15 protein-coding genes are annotated in these 16,708 nt (G+C 70.8%); 5 read left to right on the plus strand and 10 right to left on the minus strand.

Annotated elements, in window-relative coordinates; all coding sequences use genetic code 11:
- Window positions 1-40: 40 nt before the first annotated feature.
- The 9 genes from mraY to AB0H50_RS18255 form a co-directional block, all read right to left on the minus strand.
- Window positions 41-1,117: a phospho-N-acetylmuramoyl-pentapeptide-transferase gene (gene mraY, locus AB0H50_RS18215; RefSeq protein WP_357453617.1), complete on the minus strand. Its 1,077-nt coding sequence runs from the start codon at window positions 1,115-1,117 to the stop codon at window positions 41-43.
- Between the two features lie 156 nt (window positions 1,118-1,273).
- A complete protein-coding gene (gene murF / locus AB0H50_RS18220; RefSeq protein WP_357453620.1) occupies window positions 1,274-2,866 on the minus strand; it encodes a UDP-N-acetylmuramoyl-tripeptide--D-alanyl-D-alanine ligase in 1,593 nt (530 codons plus the stop codon).
- 76 nt (window positions 2,867-2,942) lie between these two features.
- On the minus strand, window positions 2,943-4,517 hold the full coding sequence (locus tag AB0H50_RS18225; protein ID WP_357453623.1) for a UDP-N-acetylmuramoyl-L-alanyl-D-glutamate--2,6-diaminopimelate ligase: 1,575 nt from the start codon (window positions 4,515-4,517) through the stop codon (window positions 2,943-2,945).
- 139 nt (window positions 4,518-4,656) lie between these two features.
- Window positions 4,657-6,423: a penicillin-binding protein 2 gene (locus AB0H50_RS18230; RefSeq protein WP_357455262.1), complete on the minus strand. Its 1,767-nt coding sequence runs from the start codon at window positions 6,421-6,423 to the stop codon at window positions 4,657-4,659.
- Between the two features lie 116 nt (window positions 6,424-6,539).
- Window positions 6,540-7,436: a hypothetical protein gene (locus AB0H50_RS18235; RefSeq protein ID WP_357453626.1), complete on the minus strand. Its 897-nt coding sequence runs from the start codon at window positions 7,434-7,436 to the stop codon at window positions 6,540-6,542.
- Between the two features lie 199 nt (window positions 7,437-7,635).
- Window positions 7,636-8,610, minus strand: coding sequence for a 16S rRNA (cytosine(1402)-N(4))-methyltransferase RsmH (gene rsmH / locus AB0H50_RS18240; protein ID WP_357453628.1), 975 nt, complete (start codon window positions 8,608-8,610; stop codon window positions 7,636-7,638).
- Between the two features lie 231 nt (window positions 8,611-8,841).
- On the minus strand, window positions 8,842-9,273 hold the full coding sequence (gene mraZ, locus AB0H50_RS18245) for a division/cell wall cluster transcriptional repressor MraZ (RefSeq protein ID WP_067785767.1): 432 nt from the start codon (window positions 9,271-9,273) through the stop codon (window positions 8,842-8,844).
- 409 nt (window positions 9,274-9,682) lie between these two features.
- On the minus strand, window positions 9,683-10,108 hold the full coding sequence (locus tag AB0H50_RS18250) for a DUF3040 domain-containing protein (protein WP_357453631.1): 426 nt from the start codon (window positions 10,106-10,108) through the stop codon (window positions 9,683-9,685).
- A 126-nt stretch (window positions 10,109-10,234) separates the two neighbouring features.
- The gene (locus AB0H50_RS18255; RefSeq protein WP_357453634.1) at window positions 10,235-10,672 is read right to left on the minus strand and encodes an SAV_6107 family HEPN domain-containing protein; all 438 of its coding nucleotides are present in this window, start codon (window positions 10,670-10,672) and stop codon (window positions 10,235-10,237) included.
- A 140-nt stretch (window positions 10,673-10,812) separates the two neighbouring features.
- On the opposite strand from AB0H50_RS18255, the gene AB0H50_RS18260 reads away from it, so the two are divergent.
- The 3 genes from AB0H50_RS18260 (at window position 10,813) to AB0H50_RS18270 (ending at window position 13,905) form a co-directional block, all read left to right on the plus strand.
- Window positions 10,813-11,430, plus strand: coding sequence for an N-acetyltransferase (locus AB0H50_RS18260; protein ID WP_357453636.1), 618 nt, complete (start codon window positions 10,813-10,815; stop codon window positions 11,428-11,430).
- A gap of 61 nt (window positions 11,431-11,491) precedes the next feature.
- On the plus strand, window positions 11,492-13,060 hold the full coding sequence (locus AB0H50_RS18265) for an NAD(P)/FAD-dependent oxidoreductase (RefSeq protein WP_357453639.1): 1,569 nt from the start codon (window positions 11,492-11,494) through the stop codon (window positions 13,058-13,060).
- Window positions 13,061-13,122: 62 nt separating this feature from the next.
- Window positions 13,123-13,905: a carotenoid biosynthesis protein gene (locus AB0H50_RS18270; protein WP_357453641.1), complete on the plus strand. Its 783-nt coding sequence runs from the start codon at window positions 13,123-13,125 to the stop codon at window positions 13,903-13,905.
- A 22-nt stretch (window positions 13,906-13,927) separates the two neighbouring features.
- On the opposite strand, the gene AB0H50_RS18275 is transcribed toward AB0H50_RS18270, so the two are convergent.
- Window positions 13,928-14,521: a TetR/AcrR family transcriptional regulator gene (locus AB0H50_RS18275; RefSeq protein WP_357453644.1), complete on the minus strand. Its 594-nt coding sequence runs from the start codon at window positions 14,519-14,521 to the stop codon at window positions 13,928-13,930.
- Window positions 14,522-14,835: 314 nt separating this feature from the next.
- On the opposite strand from AB0H50_RS18275, the gene AB0H50_RS18280 reads away from it, so the two are divergent.
- Window positions 14,836-15,519: a DUF3153 domain-containing protein gene (locus AB0H50_RS18280; protein ID WP_357455265.1), complete on the plus strand. Its 684-nt coding sequence runs from the start codon at window positions 14,836-14,838 to the stop codon at window positions 15,517-15,519.
- Window positions 15,492-16,646 (plus strand): glycosyltransferase family A protein, encoded by a 1,155-nt coding sequence (locus tag AB0H50_RS18285; RefSeq protein ID WP_357453647.1) that lies wholly within the window; start codon window positions 15,492-15,494, stop codon window positions 16,644-16,646. The genes AB0H50_RS18280 and AB0H50_RS18285 overlap by 28 nt, the downstream gene beginning before the upstream one ends.
- Window positions 16,647-16,708: the final 62 nt, after the last annotated feature.

Here is a 16,708-nt window from a genome sequence, read left to right on the forward strand (position 1 = left end):
AGATCGGAGGGCCCGCGGAGAATGTTCGACCATCGCTAGTTCACCCGACCGCGGAGAGGTATTCGCTGTAGAACAGACCGAGGCCGACTGCCGAGGCCATGGCGGCCAAGAGCCAGAACCGAATGATCACAGTCGTCTCGGCCCATTTGCTGAGCTCGAAGTGGTGATGGAACGGCGCCATCTTGAACAATCGGTTGCGGGTGGTGCGGAAGACCGCAACCTGCAACACCACCGACACGCCCTCGGCCACGAACAGGGCGCCCATCACGATCATGAGCAGCTCGGTCCTGGTGGTGATGGAGATGCCCGCGAGCAGACCGCCGAGCGCGAGCGATCCGGTGTCGCCCATGAAGATCTTGGCTGGCGCGGCGTTCCACCACAGGAAGCCGATGCACGCCGCGGCGCCCGCCGCGCAGACCAGCGCCAGGTCCAGCGGATCGCGCACGTTGTAGCAACCGGTCTCGGGCTTGGTCGCGCACGCGTGGTAGTACTGCCAGAACGTGATGATCACGTAGCCGCCGAGCACCAGGCTCATCGATCCGGCGGCCAGTCCGTCCAGGCCGTCGGTGAGGTTCACGACGTTGGACCAGGCGACGACCACGAAGCAGACGAACGCCAGGAAGATGATCACACCGGCCGACACCGTGTTGATGTCGCGTACGTAGGACAGGTGGCGGCTGGCGGGCGTCAGGCCGTTCTCGCCACGGAACTGGAGCGCGAGCACACCGAAGATCACCGCCGAGGTGAGCTGTCCGATGTACTTGCCCGCAGCGGTGAGGCCGAGATTGCGCTGCTTGCGCAGTTTGATGAAGTCGTCGGTGAAGCCGACCGCGCCCAGCGCGGTGGCCAATCCGAGGACGAGCATGCCCGACGCGGTCGGTCCCTCGGCGTCGTAGCCGATGCCGATCAGATGCGAGCCGAGGTAACCGGCCCACATGCCGATCAGGATGGCGACGCCACCCATGGTCGGCGTGCCGCGCTTGGCCTGGTGGCTGGCCGGGCCGTCGACCCGGATCTCCTGGCCGAAGCCCTGCTTGGCGAAGAACTGGATCAGCAGCGGGGTCAACAGAATCGACACCGCGAGGGCGATAGCCGCCGCGAATAGAATCTGCCTCACGCCTCCACCTCGCTGACGCTCGGCGCAGTCGTTCGGCCGATAGCCGCTGTGCCCATGGCTCGCTCGCTCCGCTCGCTCACGCCTCCACCTCGCTGACGATCGACACAGCCGTACGGCCGATAGCCGGTGTCCCCATGGCTCGCTCGCTCCGCTCGCTCACTGCCCTGCCTCCGCGTTGCCGTCGCGTCCCGCGGCACGTTCCGCGCCGGTCAAGTGTTCGGCGACCGCCCAGAGGCCGACCGACTTCGACGCCTTGACCAGCACCACATCGCCCGCCTCGACCTCGTCGTCGAGCAGCGCGATGGCCGCGCCGATATCGGGCACGAGGACCGACTCCTCGCCCCATGAGCCTTCCATCACCGCTCCCTGGTGCATCGCGCGGGAGGGCCTTCCGGTGCCGACGACGACGAGGCGGTCCACGTCGAGACGCACCGCGAGCCTGCCGATGCCGTCGTGCTCGACCACGGATTCCGCACCCAGCTCGGCCATTTCGCCGAGTACAGCCCAGCTGCGCCGCGGCGTCTCGCCCGCGCGCGACATCGTCACCAGCGCCTTGAGCGCGGCGCGCACCGAATCCGGGTTGGCGTTGTAGGAGTCGTTGACGACGGTGACGCCGTCCGCGGTGGTGCGCACGTCCATCCGGCGCTCCGACACCCGCTCTGCGCCGGAGAGCGCCCGCGCGATGGTGGCCAGATCGGCGCCGCAGGCCAGCGCGACCGCGGCGGCGGCGAGCGCGTTGCCCACCTGATGCTCGCCGTGCACGGCGAGCTGAACCGGCGTGCTGCCCGCCGGGGTGTGCAGCGTGAACCCGGCGCGCGCCTCGGCGTCCAGCCGGATGTCGCTCGCCCTGATGTCGGCATTGCCCGCCTGGCCGACCCGCACCACCTTGGCGCTAGTACGTGCGGCCATCGCGGCAACCTGCGGGTCGTCGGCGTTGAGCACGGCGAGACCGGTCGCGGGCAGCGCCTCGACGAGTTCGCCCTTGGTCTGCGCGATGGCCTCGCGGCTGCCGAACTCGCCGAGATGCGCCGTGCCGACATTGAGCACGACGCCGATGCTCGGCGGCGCCACCGCGGCGAGCGCGGCGATGTGGCCGGGGCCGCGCGCGGAGAGCTCCAGTACCAGGAAGCGCGTCTTCTCGTCGGCGCGCAGCGCGGTCCACGGATGGCCGAGTTCGTTGTTGAACGAACCGGGCGGCGCGACGACCGGGCCGAGCGGCGCGAGCACCGCGGCCAGCAGATCCTTGGTCGAGGTCTTGCCGGAGGACCCGGTGACCCCGACGACGGTGAGGCCACCGGCCGCGGTGTCCGATCGGCGGCGGTCGCGGGGCCCTGCGTGGTCACGCTGCGCTACCGCCTCCGGGCCCGTCGCTCCCGCCGCGGTGAGCCGCTCGACGCTGGCGCGGGCCAGGGCGGCAAGCGCGACCAGCACCGCGGCACCGGAGCCGTCCGAATCATGGATCAGCGCAACGGAAGTCGCGGGCACCTGGCCCGGGCTCGGCGTCACCACGATGGCGGGCACACCGACCGGGCGCGCGGCGAGCACCGCCACCGCGCCCGCGGCCACCGCGGCCGCCGCGTACTCGTGTCCGTCGGCCCGCTCGCCAGGGAGGGCGAGGAACAGATCACCGGAACCGATTCGGCGCGAATCGAATTCGACCGAACCGGTCACTCGAACCTCCGGGTCCGGTACATCGTGCAGCGTGCCGCCGACGACGTCCGCGATCTCCCGCAGTGTCATCTCGATCATGAAACCGTCAAGTCCTCCGCGTCCGTCCCGTGCGGACTTCGCTGTGCTCGCTGAACATGCTGTGCCGCCTGAAAGTTCATGCCCGCGCCTCCGCGGCTGCCTTGCGCGACAAGGCGTCCGCCAGGACATCGCGGTCGTCGAATGGGTGTTTCACGCCCTGGATCTCCTGGCCCGCCTCGTGACCTTTGCCCGCGACCAGCACCGCGTCGCCGGGCCCTGCCCAGTCCACCGCGGCGGCGATGGCCGCGGCGCGGTCGCCGATCTCCCGGACCTCACCGCGCTCGCCCGCGGGCACGGCCAGCGCGCCCGCGGCGATCGCGGCCCTGATCTCGGCCGGCGCCTCGGAGCGCGGGTTGTCGTCGGTGATGATCAGCAGGTCCGCTCCCCTGGCCGCGACCTCGCCCATCAGCGGACGCTTGACCGCGTCGCGGTCGCCGCCCGCGCCGACTACCACGGCCAAGCGACCGGGCGCGACCGGATTGTCGGCGGCCAGGTGGACGCGCAGCGTGGCGATCACCGATTCCAGCGCGGCGGGCTTGTGCGCGTAGTCGACCACGGCGAGGAAATCTTGGCCGCGCTCGACGCGCTGCATCCGGCCCGGCACGTCGACGGCAGCCAGCGCGGGCGCGGCGACGGCGGGATCGACGCCCGCCGCGGCGCACACGGCCACCGCGAGCAGCGCGTTGGCGACGTTGTAGCGGCCGGGAAGACGCAGTCGCACATCGACATTCGCGTCGGGGCCCGCGGCGGTGAACCGCTGCTCGCCGCCGTGCGCGGCGACCGCGCCCGCCACGTGCCAGTCCGCGGGCCCGGTGGTCGCGACGGTGGTCGGCGCGGCCAGGCTCGCGGCCAGACGGCGGCCCCAGTCGTCGTCGACGCAGATCACCGAGGTACCGGCAGCGACGGCCGACGCCGGGTCGAAAAGCCTGCGCTTGGCGCCGAAGTAGTCCTCGAAATCGGCGTGGAAGTCCAGGTGGTCCTGGGACAAGTTGGTGAACGCGCCCACCGCGAAGCGCACGCCGTCGACCCGGCCGAGCGCCAGCGCGTGGCTGGACACCTCCATCACCACCGCGTCCACACCCTGCTCGACCATGAGCGCGAACATCGCGTGCAGCTGCGGCGCCTCGGGGGTGGTCAGCGCGCTCGGCACCCGGCGGCCGCCGATCCTGGTCTCGATGGTGCCGATCAGTGCGGTGGTCAGACCGGAGGCGGCCAGCCCGGCCTCCACCAGATACGAGGTGGTGGTCTTGCCCGAGGTGCCGGTGATGCCGACGATGCGCAGCCGCTGCGAAGGGTTGCCGTACAGCGCCGCGGAGAGCTCGCCGAGCACCTCGCGCGGCCGCTCGCGCACCAGCACCGGCACGCCCAGCTCCCCGGCCAGCCGCGCGCCCTCGGCGTCGGTGAACACGGCCACCGCGCCGCGCTCGACGGCGTCGCGGGCGAAGCGCGCGCCGTGCGACTGCGAGCCGGGCAGTGCGGCGAACAGATCGCCGGCACACACCGCGTTCGAACGCTGCTCGATTCCGGTGACCACCAAATCGCCGGGCATCGTCGCCGACGGACGGGCGCCGGTCAACTCCAGCACGGTGGTCAGCGGTGTCGACGGCGGGTCGACCGGCCGCAACGCGGGCGGGCTGGACTGCGCGGGCACCTCGCTCCTCTCGGACAGAGCATTGGACAGCACGGACTATGGTGACGAGTCAGGTTACCGACGCGGGCTCACCGGGGAACAACGCGGCTCGGTGTTGCCGCGCCGGGGCGCGGAAATACGACGATTCGACAAGCCGGAATCACACACCAGCCTGCAGGACGAACGTCTGTGCCGGGGCGGTCGTCGGCGGGATCCGATCGCGCTGCAGCGCCCACGACGCGATGCTGTGGAACAGCGGCGCGGCCGACTGACCGCCGGTGCCGTCGGAGCTGCGCACCGGGTTGTCCAGCATCAAGCCGATTACGTATCGCGGGTTGTCGGCAGGCGCCATGCCAGCGAAGGTGATCCAGTAGCTGGAGCTCGAGTAGCACTTGCAGCCCGGATCGATCTTCTGCGCGGTGCCCGTCTTGCCCGCGATCCGGTAGCCCTCGATCGCGGCCGGCCAGCCGGTGCCGTTCTGTTCGGCGTTCATCGGATCGCGCTGCACCACCGCCTGGAACATTTGGCGCAACGTCTGCGCGGTCTGCGTGCTCACCACCCGGATGCCGTCCGGCTGCGGCTCCTCGGTGCGCGCGCCGTCCGGCGAGATCTTGGCCTTCACGATGCGCGGTGGGATACGCAGGCCGTCGTTGGCGATGGCCTGATACATTCCCGTCATCTGCAAGGTGGACATCGAAAGGCCCTGTCCGATCGGCAGATTGGCGAAGGTGCCACCGGACCACTGGTCGCGCGACGGCACCTGACCGGCGGACTCGCCCGGCAGGCCGACACCGGTGCGCTGCCCGAGACCGAAGCGGTTCAGCATGTCCGCGTAGCGGTCCTCGCCGACGCGCTGGGCCAGCATCAGGGTGCCGACGTTGGACGACTTCGCGAAGATGCCGGTGGTCGTGAAGGGCACGACGCCGTGGTTCCAGGCGTCGCCGACGGTGACGCCAGCCATCCGGATCGAGCCGGGAACCTGGAGCACCTCGTCGGGAGTGGTGAGCCCGTATTCGACGGCCGCGGCCGCGGTGACGATCTTGTTCACCGAACCGGGTTCGAACGGGTCGCTCACCGACGGGTTGCTGGTCTTGGCCGAGCCCCAGTTCTGTGGGCCCAGCGTCGGATTGAAGGTGCTGTCGTTGGCCATGGCGAGCACCTGGCCGGTCCTGGCGTCCAGCACCACGGCCGAGGTGCCCTGCGCGCCGGACTGCTGCCTGGCCTGCTGCACCTGCTGCTGCACGTAGTACTGCAGGTCGGAGTCGAGGGTGAGTTCGACGCCGTTGCCGTTCACGGCGGGCTGCTTGTCGCGCCAGCTGCCGGGAATGACGGCGCCGTCGGAACCGCGATCGTAGGTGTGCGAGCCGTCGGTGCCCGCGAGCACCGAGTCCAGCGAGGATTCCAGGCCGATCAGCCCGTGCCCGTCCCATCCGGTCGCGCCGATCATGTTGGCGGCCAGCGATCCGCCCGGGTATTCGCGCACGTCCTGGCGCTCGGCGCCGACCTCGGGGAAATCCACGGTGATCTCGGCGGCGATCCGCGGGTCCACATTGCGCGCGAGATAGACGAAGGTCTCCTCGCTGCGCAGCTTGGCGAGCAGGTCCGCCTCGCTGGGCGCCTTCTTGCCCAGCTTGTCGTGGATCGTCTTCGCGATCGCCTCGAGCCGCTCGTCCGGATCGGGCGCCTTCGCGCTCTCGGCGCGGGCGGCCTCGAGATCCTTGCGCACCTGAACGGGCTGGAAGTGCAGCGATTTCGCGGACACCGTGAAGGCCAGCGACTTGCCGTTGCGATCGGTGATCGGGCCGCGGGTGGCCTCGTCGGTCAGCCGGACGGTGCGCTGGCTGGCCGCTTGCGCGGACAGTCCGGGCGCGGAAATGCTCTGGATATACAGCAATTGGACCGCGACGACGGCCAGCGCGACCAGCATGACGATCCGGCCGACCCCCAGCCGCAACCGCGCCGGACGCTCGGCGGCGGCGCGCGATCTCGCGGTCCCCGATACCACCGGCCCGCGCCGCTTGCGCGGCGCGGGCCTGGTCCGGTTCATCGGATGCCCCCCTGCTGGTCGAGCGGCTCGGGCGGCGGTGCCACCTGCGCCTCGGGCGGTGCGGCCAGCTGGTCGGCGGGTACCTGCGCCACAGGCTGCGGTGCGGCAGGGTTCTGTGCCGCTTCGGGTCCCGGTGCCTGCCCAGCCGGTCCTTGCGCCTGTGCCGCGGGATCCGCTGCCGCCACCGGATTCTGGGCCGCAGGCTGCGGCGTCTCGGCGGGCGACGGGACCGGGGACGGCGGAGGAGGCGGCGCGGCGGGCATCGGGCTCGGCGCGTTCGCCTGCGCACCGTTGGCCTGCGTGCCGTTGGCCTGCGTGCCGTTCGCCTGCGTGCCGTTCGCCTGCCCGGCGGCAGGCCTGCCTGCGGGCGGCGTGGTCGAGACCGGCACGACGCGCTCGCCCTGCGCCTGCGCGTGCCCTGGCTGGGTGGTCGACGGCTTGGGCGGCACGTTCAACGGCGGCGCGGGCGCGCCCTGCGCGGGAGCCTCCGTGCCGATCACCGTCACCGTGCCATCCGGCTCGATCACCAGCCGGGCCGGGTCATTCGCCGGAATCATGCCCAGTTCGCGGGCGCGGGCCGCGAGTTCGGGGGCGGAATCGGCGGCCTCGACCTCGCGCTGCAGACCGGCACGCTCCTCGGAGAGCTTCCTGTTGAGCTCCCTGGCGTCGCTGAGCTGGTAACTGTCCTCGGCCGCCCTGGTGGTGAGCAACAGGGTGAGCGCGAGACCGCAGCCGAGCATCGCGATGATCGCCGCGACGAACGGGATCCGCGCGGCCATCACCGACCTGCGGGTCGGCAGCAGTGCGGTGTCGGTCCGGTGTTCGGCGCGCGTCTTGCGCTTGGCGTAAGCCCGCTGCGCCGCACCGGATTTCACCCGTTCGGCGGCTTGCACTCGACGAGCGACTCGACCTGGCGACTCGACCGTACGCGTTCGGATACTCATGGTGTCGTCGCCTCCTCTGTTCCGCAAGAACACCCCCACCCCGTCGACGTGCGATCCGCGACGATCGGGCCGCGCGAGGCGGCTCCGGTCGTGGACGGACGTCCGATGAGCACGACGGCAGCCGAGCTGCAGCTCGATGTCGTCACACTCATCCCTTCTCCTGAATCCGTTCGGCCGCCCGCATACGCACCGGCGCGGCCCGCGGGTTCTCTTCGACTTCCCGCTCGGTCGCCTTCTCGGCGCCGCGGGTGAGCATCCGGAATTCCGGTCCCATACCGGGCAATTCGACCGGTAGGTCCACCGGGGTGCGGGAGGTGATCCGCGGCGCCAGCTCCTGCTTGACGACCCGGTCCTCCAGCGACTGGTAGGACATGACGACGATCCGGCCGCCCATCCGCAACGCGTCCAGCGCGGCGGGCAGCGCGGCGCGCAGCGAGTCGAGCTCGCCGTTGACCTCCACCCGAAGCGCCTGGAAGGTGCGCTTGGCGGGATGCCCGCCGGTCCGCCTTGCGGCGGCCGGGATGGTCGCGTAGAGCAGTTCGACGAGCTCGGCGCTCGTGGTGAACGGCCGCTGCTGACGGCGGCGCACCACCTCCGAGGCGATCTTGCCCGCGAAGCGCTCCTCGCCGTAGGTCTTCAGCACCCTGGCGAGATCGCCGTGACTGTAGGTGTTGAGCACGTCGGCGGCGGTGATCCCGGTCGTCGGGTCCATCCGCATGTCCAGCGGGGCGTCGACGGAGTAGGCGAAGCCGCGTTCGGCCTCGTCCAGTTGCATCGAGGAGACGCCGAGGTCCATCAGGATGCCGCTCACCGAATCCACCGGATCCAGCCCGGCCTGCGTCAGCGCGTCGGCGATACCGTCATAGGTGGTGTGCACCAATGTGATTCGGTCGGCGAAGGGACGCAGCCGCGCTTCGGCCAGGCGGAGCGCGTTCGTGTCCCTGTCGAGCCCGACCAGTCGCAGTCCGGGATAGGTGCGCAGGAAATGTTCGGCGTGACCGCCGAGACCGAGGGTCGCGTCGACGTAGACGGCGCCCGGCTCGGTGAGCGCCGGGCCCAGCAGTTCGTCGGCGCGGCCGAGCAGAACCGGAACATGCCGGGGGCCGTGCTGTTCACGGTTCACCTCGACCTCCCGGATTCTCGCTCGTCGTTTGCACCGGACGGCGAGCGTCTCGATCGTCGAACGTTCGACCATCGCACACGGGTCGCCTTGTTCCACAGTGCTTTTGGTAAAAGAAGCTGCTGTCGAAGACGAGTGCCCCGTGGTCTCTGACCGAACAACGGCACCTGGCGTCGGGGAAGTACGCCAGGGTCCGCGTCCGGGCAGAGGCCGCGTGGCACTCGTCCGCTCGGGCTAGAAGATTCCGCCCAGCGACTCGTCTCTCGCTTGCGCGTAATCCTCCTCGTGCTCGGCGAGGTAGGACTCCCACGCCTGCTTGTCCCATATCTCGAGGAAGTCGACCGAGCCGATCACCACGCAATCCCGGTCCAGGTTCGCGTAGCGCCGATGATCGGCCGACAACGTGATGCGGCCCTGTGCGTCCGGACGCTGTTCATCGGTTCCGGCCGCGAGTGCCCTGACGAATGCGCGGGCCTGCGGATTGCTGCGAGACGCGGCCGCGGCTCGCCGAGCGAGCGCGGTGAACTCTTCCTTGGGGTACACGGCAAGGCTGTGGTCCTGACCCTTCGTGACCATCAACCCTCCCGCCAGATCGTCTCGAAACTTCGCAGGCAACGTGAGTCGCCCTTTGTCATCCAGCCGAGGTGTGTAGGTACCGAGAAACAACTCGATACCTCCCTACCGGATCACCTCTCTGGATGGCCTCTCCTGTAGTGCGCGCTCCACATTACCCCACTTTCCCCCACTTTCAATCGAAAGTGGAGGTGATCTGGCTCCCCGCCGAGACGATTTCGCAGGTCATCCCAGCTATCACCGGGTGGGGAACTTTTTACGTGTTCTGCCGACACGCGGACATCGGCGCGTCGCTCCCCGAAAACATCCAGCAAACCGCCCTGGTAGCCAAGGCCCTCGAGCCGAAAGGGGGTGGTTCTGGGGGAAGGTGGGGAACGCCGTGGGGAGATGTGGGACCGACCTAGCGGGGGTCGAAAGTCCCGGAAACAGGAGCAGGCGACGCCGCACCCGTTGCTGGTGCGGCGTCGCCTGCTGTGATGAAGATTTTCAGGTTACAGCCGAGCTACTCCTGCTCGAACCGTCTCCGGAAGCGATCCTCCATGCGTTCGGAGAAACCACCGGACTTGCGCTGACGCCCAGGTCCGCTCGATCCGCCACCGCCCGGCCCGCTGGTGGGCGCCTCGCCGGAACGCGCGCCACGGGCGCCGCCCTTGGAGGTGCCGAGCAGCAGAAGCACGCCGGCGCCGAACATGACGATGAATCCGATCAGGCTGATGATCGGAAAGCCACCAGGCTTCACCGGAGCGGCGATACCGGCGACCAGTAGAAACAGACCGAGGACGAACAAGGCCGCGGCCTGGAGTCTGCGACGACTCGAGGTCGAGCGAAGGCGTCCGCCGCGGACGGACGAGGCGAACTTCGGATCCTCAGCATAGAGCGCGCTCTCGATCTGTTCGAGCATGCGCTGCTCGTGCTCGGAGAGTGGCACGGTACCTCCCCCGGCACTAGGACGTGGCTTGTCGCCTCCGGGTAGGCGACAGATAGCCGACCTTGGCGGCTATCTGTCACCAATGATACGAGTTCGATCAGGGCCGTACCACCTTCTCGGTGATAACTAAGCGGTCATGCCTCCGGTCCATCCCGGCGCGGGCCGTAACCGAGCGGCCGAGTTCAGCAGATCTTCCACGTCGTGCAGGAATGCGCCCACCCGCGAAGAGAACTCGTCGGCCTGCCGCTCGTCGACTTCGCGGTCCAGTCCGGCCTCCAGCGCGGCGCGCAATTCGGAGCGGGCGCTGAAGTAGTCGGCCCACATGACGAACTCGGGCGCGGCGCGCTGCAACAAGACCCACGCGTTGCGCGAGCGGGCGCGCGGCGCCGCGTCGGCGCCGGTGAACGCGAGCACCGCGCCCGCGCCGCGCAGCGCGGCCAGATACGAGGTGCGAAACCGCTCCCTCGGGTCGGTCTCCGCCGCTGCCTGCATCAGCAGTCCGTCGGCCTTCTTCAGCAGTTTCCCCGCTTTGCCGGGCTGCCCCGGCTGCTCGATCCGACTCATCGGCACGTCCCTCCGCCCTCGTACACCCACCGGTCCTCGTGCACCGCGCGGACCGAACAGGTATTCGAACGTTTGAATTGAGCTTGAATATAGAGACGCCCACCGACAACTTTCCGCGTCCGCGCGGTCCGACGAGAGCCATGACAGCCGTCAAGCCACACCACTCACCCGCACCCGCACCCGTCGTCGTCGACCTCTCGGTCGCGGACCTGCGCTACCGGCTGCACGACGCGCTAGCGGTCTATGTTGCCGCGATGGACTATCCACGCGGCACCGAGAATCACCGCGCGCCGATGTGGACCGAGCACACCACCCGCGCGGGCTGGCAGGCGGTCGCGGCGCTGCTGCCCGACGAGGACGGCCGCGTCGACCTGCGCACCTCGTCCATCGTCGCCATCGCCTACGGCTATCGCGGCGCGCCGCACCAGTGGTGGCACCAGCAGGTGCACAGCGGGATGCGCCGCTCCGGCTGGCCGGAACACTCTGCGCGCGAACTGCTTTCGGACTACTTCGAGCTGACCGAGCTACACGTGCACCCGAGCGCACAGGGTCGCGGCATCGGCGAGATCCTGCTGCGCAGGCTGCTCCAGAACCGGACGGAGAGCGCGGTGCTGCTGTCCACGCCCGAGGTGGCGGGCGAGGGGAACCGCGCGTGGCGGCTCTATCGCCGGGAGGGATTCGCCGACGTCATCCGGCATTTCGTGTTCGCGGGCGACAACCGGCCGTTCGCGATCCTCGGCAGGCGGCTGCCGCTGTGAGCGGACGCGGCCTCGGCGCGGCGGCGAGCGCGGCGCATGCCGACGGCGGTGAGGCACGGCCGTGCACGTCGTAGTCGTCGGTTCCGGGCACAACGCGCTGGTGGCGGCCTGCTACCTGGCGCGCGACGGACACCGGGTCGAGGTGCTGGAGCGGGACGAGGTGCTCGGCGGCGCGGTGTCGACGGTCGAGCGGTTCCCCGGACACCTGGTGGACCGGGGCTCCTCGGCACACATCATGATCCGGCACACCGGGATCATCGAGGAGCTGGAGCTGGATCGCTTCGGACTCCGTTATAGCGATTGCGATCCCTGGGGCTTCACCCCCGCCGACGCCGAGGGACGCCCGCCGCTCGTTTTCCATCGCGACCTCGAAGCGACCTGCGCGTCCATCGCCGCGGCGTGCGGGACGGCCGACGCCGACGCGTATCGGCGGTTCGTCGCGGTGTGGGGTCCGCGCAGCGCGCGGGTGATGCGCGCGTTCGGCGGCGCGCCGAAGCCCGGCCATCTGCTGCGCTCGTTCTGGGGACTGGACGCCAAGGCCGGCGGCAGCGCGCTGTCCAGGGAGTTCCTCCAGTCCGGGGACGCGCTGCTGGACACCTGGTTTCGCGACGAACGGCTCAAGGCGTCGCTGGCCTGGTTCGGCGCGCAGTCCGGTCCGCCGATGTCGGAACCGGGAACGGCCCCGATGGTCGGCTTCGCGGCGCTGATGCACACGCTGCCGCCGGGGCGGGCGGTCGGCGGCAGCGGCGCGTTGAGCGCGGCGCTGGTCACGCGGCTGCGTGCCGACGGTGCGACGGTGACGGCAGGCGACGCGGTCACCTCCATCGGACGCGTGGGTGACGGCTGGCTGGTGCGTACCGCGTCCGGGCGCGGCCTGCGCGCCGACGCGGTGATCGCGGGCGCGCACGTGCTCACCACCCTGGACCTGCTGCGCGCGGGCGGTTTCGACGGTGCCACGCTGGACGACTGGCAGCGGCGCATCCGGGTCGGGCCCGGCATCGGCATGGTGGTGCGGGTCGCGACGAGCGCGTTGCCCGGTTATCAGGGAGCCTCGGCGACGGAATCCGCGCGCGGCCTCCAGTTCCTGGTGTCCGATCGCGCCCAGCTGCGGCGCGCGCACGGCGCCGCGCTGGCGGGCGACCTGCCGCCGCGGCCGGTGGTGCTGGCGATGAGCTTCAGCGCGCTGGATCCGAGCATCGCCCCGCCCGGCGAGCATCAGCTGTCGCTGTGGGCGCAGTGGCATCCCTATCGGCTGGCCGACGGCAGCGACTGGGCCGCGCACGCCGAGCGCGAGGGTGACCGGATCGTCGCCGAAGTCGATTCCTACGCACCGGGTTTCGCGGCCACCGTGCGGCAGCGGTTCGTGCAGACGCCGGTCGACCTGGAGCGGGAGATGGGGCTGCGCGGCGGCAATGTCATGCACGTCGAGATGTCGCTGGACCAGATGATGCTGTGGCGGCCGCTGCCCGAGCTCTCGGGTCAGCGGGTGCCCGGCGCGCCCGGCCTGTATCTGACGGGCGCGTCCACCCATCCCGGCGGCGGCGTCTCCGGCGCGAGCGGGCGGACCGCGGCGCGGCTCGTCCTCCGCGACGCCGGCCGCAGGCGATTCCCCTTTCCGCGCAGACGATGACGGCCTCGGGGACGCGGGAACATCGGACGAGCGCGCGGCTGACGTGGTCGCGGGTGCGGTCGATGCGCCACCCCGCGCCCGCGCTGCTCGCGATCTTGCTCGTGCTCGCCCAGATCGGCTATCCGCTCACCGACGGCACCGCGCGCGACCGGATCACCGTGGTGATCGTGCTGCTCTCCGCTGGCACGGCGCTCGCGCACGCCGCCGCCACCCGCGGCACCCGTTACGCGATGGGCTTCCTGGTGATCGTCTCCGGCGTGGGCCTGCTCGCGGAGATGCTCGGGGTGGCGACCGGAATTCCGTTCGGCTGCTACGAGTACGCCGAGGACCGGATCGGGCCCGCGCTCGCGGGCGTACCGCTGCTGGTGCCGCTGGCCTGGACCGGCGGGATGTATCCGGTGTGGATCGTGGCGGGCATCGTGACCCGGCGGACCGCCGTGCGCGTCGCACTGACCACGATCGGCGCGGTGGGCTGGGACCTGTACCTCGATCCGCAGATGGTCGCCGACGGCCAATGGACCTGGTGCGACACCGATTCCGGGCTGCCGGGCCTCGCGGACATCCCGCTCACCAATTACCTCGGCTGGTGCTGTGTCGGCCTGCTGATGGCGCTGCTGCTCGCGGTCTGGGATCGCGCCGCTCCTGCGCCGACCCGGCCGCGTTCCGCCGCCTCCCCGGCCGTCCCCGTCGCGGTGTTCCTCTGGACCTGGCTGGGTTCCCTGGTCGCCCATGCCGTCTTCCTCGATCTCCCGTCCTCGGCCTGGTACGGCGCGCTCGGGATGAGTCCCCTCGGGGTGCCGCTGCTGATCCACCTGGCCCGGCATCGGTCCCGGCACGAGCAATAGCAACGGGATACGCCGGAGCGGGTCAGGCGAGCGCGGCGAGCAGGCGGCGGGTGCGCGCGGTCATCGCCTCGGCGGTCTCGCCCGGGTTCCGCAGCCACCAGCCGACCAGGGCCGTGACGGTTCCCATCCACACGGCCGCGAACGCGGACAGATCGTCGGGATCGGTGAGACCGCGACCGGCGAGGAACGCGGCGACCCCGCGATTCGCCTGCTCGGCGATGCGCCGCCGGGCGGCGCGGGCCGCGTCGGCGGCGGGTCCCTCGTCCGGGTGCGAACGGTCGAAGACGACGTGCCAATCGTGCGGTCGCGGCTCGAGCGCGCCGAAGATGCCCGCCAGCGTGCGTTCGGCCAGCTCCAGCGTCGCGGGCCCGTCGATCGCCGCGTCGATCGCGTCGCCCAGCGTGGTCGCCGCCCGGCGAACGCACGCCACGTACAGGCCGTCCTTGGTGTCGAAGTAGGCGTACACCAGCGGCTTGGAGACCCCCGCCTTGGCGGCCACCACCGCGGGCGACAGGCCCGCGTAGCCGACCCGGCTGATCTCGGCGGCCGCGACGTCGAGGATCTGCGCCTCACGCTCGGCGCGTGGCACTCCCTTGGTTCCAGCGGCTCCCGCCACGCCCGTCCCACCTTCCCCGAGCGCTGTCCACGCCCAATCGCAGACAAAATTTACCAAACAGTCAATTGTCCAGGCCCCGCTCGGCGGCGAGCGGGGCGGATGCGGGGCGAGCACGGTATACAGGGCGAGCCGGGGTACGGCGGCGTGCCGAAGGGGTGACGCGTGTCGTCGTGTCGCGGCTGCCGCGTGGCGATTCGGGCGTTCGGCCTGGCACGATGTGAGCCGTGCAACCGAGTCCCGCCCTTCCGCTGCCCGATGTCCCGGATCGACCGACGCCGCGCGCACCACGCACCCGGGTACGGGTAGCCGCTGCGGTGCTGCTCGCGGCGCTGTTGGCACCGGTACTGGCCGGGTGCCTGCGGGTGCAGGTGTCGATGGGCGTGTCGTCCAACGACCGGGTATCGGGACGAATCGTGGCCGCGGTGGTACCCGCGGGGCCCGACGACAAGGGGCCGCAGTTGAAGGCGCCCGAGTCGCTTGCGGCGAAGGTGCGCGTCGAGCCTTACAGCCAGGACGGATACGTAGGCAGCAAGGTGTTCTTCGAGGACCTGTCCTTCGGCGAGGTGCAGCAGCTCGGCCTGCTGTCCGAGCAGACGCAGGGCATGTTCCAGCTGCAGTTCCAGCGCACCGGTGACCTGGTCAGCCTGAACGGGCGCGTCGACCTGAAATCCGTCCCGCCGCACGGCTCCGACGTGCAGTTCACCATCGCGTTCCCGGCCAGGGTGGCCAAGACGAACGGCAACCGCGAAGGCGATTCCACCGTCTCGTGGAAGCTGCCGCCCGGTGATGTGTCCACGCTGCGCGCCGAAGTGAGCTACGCGGACCCGAACACCCGCTCCTTCGCCGGTTGGGCGGGCATCGTCGGCGGCATCACCCTCGCGGTCGCGGCCATCGTCGCCGCCATGGCGTACATGGATCGCAACCCGGCCGCGCCGGAGGTGCCCGAGCACCAGTTCTCCTGGCGGCGTTGGTGGCAGTCGGTCAAGCAGTTGCGCTGAGCGGGCGAGTGGGCGCGGCCGTCGCGCTCGCGGGATGCGCAATCGCGGCGGTCAACCGGTTCTCGATACCGCGCCTGGACGCGGAAGCCTCGTCGGCCGAACCGGTCACGGTCTGCGTGCCCGCCCGTGACGAGGCGGAGCGGCTGCCCGCGCTGATCGCCGACCTACGCGCCCAGACCGGACTGCCGGACCTGCGGGTGCTGGTCCTCGACGACGGCTCCACCGACGGCACGGCGAGCGTCGCGCGGGAAGCGATCGCGGGCGATCCCCGCTTCGAGGTGATCCGCTCGGAAACGGAGCCGCCGCCGGGCTGGACGGGTAAGGCCGCGGCGTGCGCCCGGCTGGCCGAACTCGCCGACGCGCCGATCCTGGTCTTCCTCGACGCCGATGTGCGGCTGGCCCCGCGTGCCGTCGCGGCGGCGGCGCGCGCGCTCCGGGATCGGCACACGGCCTTGGTCTCGCCGTGGCCCACCCAGCGGGCCGAGACCGTCGCCGAGGCGCTGGTGCAGCCGCTGCTCTGCTGGTCATGGGCGTCGACGCTGCCGATCGTGCTCGGCAACCGCGGCCACCGCCCCTCGACGGCCGTCGCCTGCGGCCAGTTCCTCGTTTTCGACGCCGCCGCCTACCGCGCGATAGGCGGTCACGCCGCGGTGGCAGGCAGCCCCACCGAGGATCTCGACATCGCGCGCGCCTTGCGTCGTGCGGGTCACACCACCCATGCCGTCGCCGCCGGATCGCTCGCCAGTACACGGATGTATCGCGGCGCGGCAGAGGTCGAGGCCGGCTACACCCGCTGGCTCTGGTCCGCCTACGGCGGCTCCCGCTCGGCCGCAGCGGCCGTGGGAACCGTACTGGCCCTTGGCTATTGGCTTCCCCCGCTGGCCGCCATTCTCGGCCGTGGAGCGACCCGCCGGGTCGGCGCGCTCGGCTACGCCGCCGCCGTCACCGGCCGCCTGCTGGCCCGTTCACTCGAATCCGGCGGTCCCCCACGCCTTTCCGACGCGTGCGCGGCGGCGGCGCACCCCTTCTCCATCGCCGCGTACCAGCGCCTCGTCCTGAAATCGCATCGCGCCCGACGCCGGGGCGTGCTGCGCTGGAAAGGCCGCGCGCTGATCGACGCGGGCTGAACAGACGACACCGGCCCGGTCCGAGGACCGAGCCGGTGTGCGATGAACCACGGCGCCGCTGA

The sequence above is a fragment of the Nocardia sp. NPDC050793 genome (genome assembly GCF_040654065.1).
Taxonomy (GTDB): domain Bacteria; phylum Actinomycetota; class Actinomycetes; order Mycobacteriales; family Mycobacteriaceae; genus Nocardia.

What these genes read in the sequence shown, in the direction of transcription:
- murF (WP_357453620.1), bottom strand. Translation starts at nt 2,866, where the DNA reads ATGATCGAGATGACACTGCGGGAGATCGCGGACGTCGTCGGCGGCACG.
- AB0H50_RS18230 (WP_357455262.1), bottom strand. Translation starts at nt 6,423, where the DNA reads ATGCTGGTCGCGCTGGCCGTCGTCGCGGTCCAATTGCTGTATATCCAG.
- AB0H50_RS18255 (WP_357453634.1), bottom strand. Translation starts at nt 10,672, where the DNA reads ATGAGTCGGATCGAGCAGCCGGGGCAGCCCGGCAAAGCGGGGAAACTG.
- AB0H50_RS18260 (WP_357453636.1), top strand. Translation starts at nt 10,813, where the DNA reads ATGACAGCCGTCAAGCCACACCACTCACCCGCACCCGCACCCGTCGTC.
- AB0H50_RS18270 (WP_357453641.1), top strand. Translation starts at nt 13,123, where the DNA reads ATGCGCCACCCCGCGCCCGCGCTGCTCGCGATCTTGCTCGTGCTCGCC.